General features: G+C 53.3%; 4 protein-coding genes. 3 read left to right on the top strand and 1 reads right to left on the bottom strand.

From position 1 onward, the window contains the following. Window positions 1–280: 280 nt before the first annotated feature. Genes ACKFKF_RS34465 through ACKFKF_RS34455 form a run of 3 tightly spaced genes read left to right on the top strand, consistent with a single transcriptional unit; the run spans window position 281 to window position 2,878 of the window. Window positions 281–1,432, top strand: a complete 1,152-nt coding sequence (locus ACKFKF_RS34465; RefSeq protein ID WP_446860743.1) for an NAD-dependent epimerase/dehydratase family protein — start codon at window positions 281–283, stop codon at window positions 1,430–1,432. A gap of 3 nt (window positions 1,433–1,435) precedes the next feature. Next, entirely contained in the window at window positions 1,436–1,723 is a 288-nt protein-coding gene (locus ACKFKF_RS34460; protein WP_446860744.1) for a hypothetical protein, read from the top strand. Window positions 1,724–1,747: 24 nt separating this feature from the next. Continuing rightward, complete coding sequence (locus ACKFKF_RS34455) at window positions 1,748–2,878, top strand: glycosyltransferase family 4 protein (protein WP_446871868.1); 1,131 nt, start codon at window positions 1,748–1,750, stop codon at window positions 2,876–2,878. Window positions 2,879–2,994: 116 nt separating this feature from the next. Here the strand turns inward: ACKFKF_RS34455 and ACKFKF_RS34450 are convergent, their stop codons facing one another. Further along, window positions 2,995–3,858: a transposase gene (locus tag ACKFKF_RS34450; protein WP_446871867.1), complete on the bottom strand. Its 864-nt coding sequence runs from the start codon at window positions 3,856–3,858 to the stop codon at window positions 2,995–2,997. Window positions 3,859–4,148 lie beyond the last annotated feature (290 nt).

Here is a 4,148-nt window from a genome sequence, read left to right as displayed (position 1 = left end):
TTTAGGGGGCTGCCTGGAGTGATCGCTACAGCGAGGAATTTCATCGAATTCACGTCAGGTTAGCCAGCCACACGATTCTAAAGACTGGGTTAACGTCAGATTATGCCTTTTGGTAGTTGTTCCTCACCGTCGATCGACCCCAAACTCAAAAGCTAAAAGCCAGAAGTGAAAAGCAAACCGCCAATCCCAAGAGCCTTATCAACAAATCCAAAACTCTTAATCCACAAAGTCCCCAAACCTGATAGATTTGGCAAAGTATTCGCGAACAAGATGTAGCAAGATGAAAGTCCTAGTTATTGGTGGTGATGGATATTGCGGTTGGGCGACCGCGCTTTACTTGTCCAACCGAGGGCATGAAGTCGCGATTTTAGACAGTCTGGTCAGGCGACACTGGGATATGGAGTTGTGTATCGAAACACTCACCCCGATCGCGCCCATTCAACAACGCCTCAAACGCTGGCACGACATTACAGGCAAAGCGATTCAGCTATTCATCGGCGACATCACCAACTACGAATTTCTCAGCAAAGCACTGCATCAATTTGAACCAGACTCGATCATTCACTTTGGCGAACAGCGATCGGCTCCCTTCTCCATGATCGATCGAGAACACGCCGTTTTGACTCAGGTTAACAACGTCGTCGGCACGCTCAACCTGCTCTACATCATCAAAGAAAGCTTCCCCGACTGTCACCTCGTCAAACTGGGCACGATGGGCGAATACGGTACGCCAAATATCGATATCGAGGAAGGCTACATCACGATCGAACACAACGGACGCAAAGACACCCTGCCCTACCCCAAACAGCCCGGCAGCATGTACCACCTCAGCAAAGTGCATGACTCCCACAACATCCATTTCGCCTGCAAAATGTGGGGGCTGCGCGCAACGGATCTCAATCAGGGCGTGGTCTATGGCGTTCTCACCGAAGAGACGGGCATGGATGAGTTGTTGATCAATCGTCTCGATTACGATGGCGTGTTTGGCACCGCATTAAACCGATTCTGCATCCAGGCAGCAGTCGGGCACCCCCTCACCGTCTATGGCAAAGGCGGACAAACGCGAGGATTTTTGGATATTCGCGATACCGTGCGCTGTGTAGAACTAGCTATCGCCACCCCCGCCAATCCCGGCGAATTCCGCGTCTTCAACCAATTTACCGAACTGTTTAGCATCGGCGATCTAGCCACAATGGTGGCAAAAGCAGGGACGGCGATCGGTCTCAACGTCGAAGTCAAAAACTACGAAAATCCCCGCATTGAAAAAGAAGAACACTACTTCAACGCCAAAAACACCAACCTGCTCAACCTGGGACTTCAGCCCCACTACCTGTCTGACTCGCTGTTAGATTCACTGTTAAACTTTGCCGTCAAATACAAAACCCGCATTGATGAGGATCAAATCCTCCCCAAAGTAACCTGGAAGCGCTAACCTATGAACCTTCGAGTTTCGGTCTTGCTGCTGACGATCGTCTTACCTGGGCTAGGAGCGATGGCACTCAGTGCGTTTTATCTGTTTCCAGAGTGGGCGGCCTTAGATAAAAGCTATCGAAACTACGAAAAACTCGCGGCGACGGGGGCGGGGGTTCGAGAACTCTCGATCGCGCAGTCCGCAGAAATGAGACACCGCCTCAACTGTTTTGCAGAAGGAGTAGGCGTTTTGTTAGGAGGGGTGATCGTGGCAATTGGCATACATGGATGCACCCTCCCCAGGCAGCAATAACCGTTTTATGTCATCTCTTCCTTTATGCGAGTTGCCCTGTTTACCGAAACGTTTTTGCCCAAAGTCGATGGCATCGTCACTCGGCTGCGTCACACTGTCGATCATTTACAACGTCTGGGTGATCAAGTTCTAATTTTTGCCCCAGAAGGCGGCCTGACCGAACACAAAGGAGCCAAAATCTTTGGAGTGTCCGGTTTTCCATTGCCGCTTTATCCTGAGTTAAAACTGGCGCTCCCTCGTCCAGCGATCGGCGAAGCCCTCACCCAGTTTCGGCCTGACATTATTCACGTCGTCAACCCCGCCGTATTGGGACTCGCCGGACTCTACTACAGCAAAACGCTAAACATTCCCCTGATCGCCTCCTACCACACCCACCTGCCCGAATACCTTCAGCACTACGGACTGGGCGCACTCGAAGGGCTACTGTGGGAACTGCTCAAAGCGGGACACAATCAGGCACAACTCAATCTCTGTACCTCCACAGCCATGATGCAAGCCTTGACAGAGCATGGAATCGAGCGAGTCGATCTGTGGCAGCGCGGCGTGGATACCGAAACTTTTCAGCCTCATCTAGCCAGTGCAGACATGCGAAATCGGCTCAGTCAAGGCCACCCCGAAGCGCCATTGTTGCTCTATGTCGGTCGCCTGTCTGCCGAAAAAGAAATCGATCGCATCAAGCCTGTTCTAGAATCAATTCCCAATGCTCGTCTCGCGCTCGTAGGCGGCGGACCCAATCAGCAAGCGTTAGAAAAATATTTTGAAGGGACTCCGACGCACTTTGTCGGCTACCTGGCAGGCCAAGAACTCGCTGCTGCCTTTGCTTCTGCCGATGCCTTTGTCTTTCCGTCGCGCACCGAAACCCTGGGATTAGTCCTACTCGAAGCGATGGCGGCCGGCTGTCCTGTTGTAGCGGCTCGATCGGGCGGCATTCCCGATATCGTCGAAGACGGCGTAAATGGCTATTTGTTCGATCCAAATGATGACCAGGGAGCGATCGTCGCCACTCAGCGACTCATCTTTGAGCAAGAAGCACGAGAAACCCTCCGCCGCAATGCTCGACGCGAAGCAGAACGCTGGAACTGGTCATCGGCAACTCGGCAACTCCAAAGCTACTACCGAGAAGTCGCCGGACAGTCTCTCTCATCGGCTGCCTGAAGCGATCGAGCAGTTTTCTCTATCCCAAATCAGCGCGACTCGATAAAACCCTTCGCTGCCATCACCCATACGGGAATGCTCCCTCAACTTCTCACCCGTAGAAGACTATTCTAACGTCAGTCTCCAAGGAAGGGGTGTAAGGCTGGTTGTTGCAGTTCTACTTTGGTTCCAAGTGTGAGCATCCATAGGGTGGCGACCGACATGGCTAACCCCATCCGCTCTGCGCGTTTTGGGTCGGTCATGCGTGAGGACTGCCCATGCCAGCCATCACTTTTGAAATCGCGATAGCCATCTTCAATCCACAGGCGGTAGCTGTACCACAAGCCCTCGGCTTGGTCAGTCGGCAGGTCAGTGACCACGAACCACGGGTCAGTATCGCCTTCGTCCCAGCGTGCGACCAGGGGACAATCGAGCGGATTGGTGCGAAAGCACCGCACTGCACCGCTCCAAGCTTGACCGAGCCGAATCCAGTCTTTGAGCAATTGCCAGTCGCCATTGGGGAGAACTTGGATTGTCTGATTCGGGTGTTGATTGATCCGCAAGAACGGATGCCACCCGACTGCCCTGATCGCGGCAAACAGCCAGTCGGCATACAAGCCTCGGTCAGCCCAAACCACCACCCGCCAGTCCGGTGGAACCCCGCCAGCCAGTTGAGCGAACAACGGCTCCCAGTAGGGTTGCCAGCGATCCGGTTGATTCCCAGGCACAATTTTCCATGCCACCGCAATCGCGCTACCGCGATACTGCACCGAAACCGACAGCACACTCAATCGGTCTTTCTGCGTCGTCACATCCATGACCAGAAATAGTTCTCGACAACGGTGCGGCAACAGCGACAGCACCCAAGTCAACAGCGGCGCAAAGTAAGGTTCGACCTGCCAATCCCAGCGATGCTTGCCGCTTTTTGCTGCCGCATCTTGATACCATTCCTGGAGGCGTTGGCGCACCGTGTTCGGTCGCTCCCCGTTTAATCCAGCCATGGTTTCGGCAACGCGGCTGAGGCTACTCGATTGGGTCAATGCGACCCAAAACTCCACACCCTTAATCCCGTCACTTGCGATAGGCTGAGGTTGCCAAATCGTTCGCTGACAATCCGGTTCCAAGCTTTGAGCGAAGGGTCTTGTAGCATCTCTACTGCCTCCATACTGCTCTTCTTCTCATTATCGAATCGTTGGGGTCACTGCTCGCACCTTCAACACAAACCTACATCTGTAAGGGGGTGGGGGGCAGAAGCGTTAAATACCGAAGCGAAAAAACTCTATCGAATTCA

Source organism: Phormidesmis sp. 146-12 (genome assembly GCF_052939495.1).
The sequence above is the reverse complement of the archived record's forward strand: the minus strand, read 5'-3'. Positions and strand labels throughout refer to the sequence as shown.

Excerpts from the sequence above, each read along its gene's own strand:
- ACKFKF_RS34465 (WP_446860743.1), top strand. The coding sequence starts at position 281 with ATGAAAGTCCTAGTTATTGGTGGTGATGGATATTGCGGTTGGGCGACC.
- ACKFKF_RS34460 (WP_446860744.1), top strand. The coding sequence starts at position 1,436 with ATGAACCTTCGAGTTTCGGTCTTGCTGCTGACGATCGTCTTACCTGGG.
- ACKFKF_RS34455 (WP_446871868.1), top strand. The coding sequence starts at position 1,748 with ATGCGAGTTGCCCTGTTTACCGAAACGTTTTTGCCCAAAGTCGATGGC.
- ACKFKF_RS34450 (WP_446871867.1), bottom strand. The coding sequence starts at position 3,858 with ATGGCTGGATTAAACGGGGAGCGACCGAACACGGTGCGCCAACGCCTC.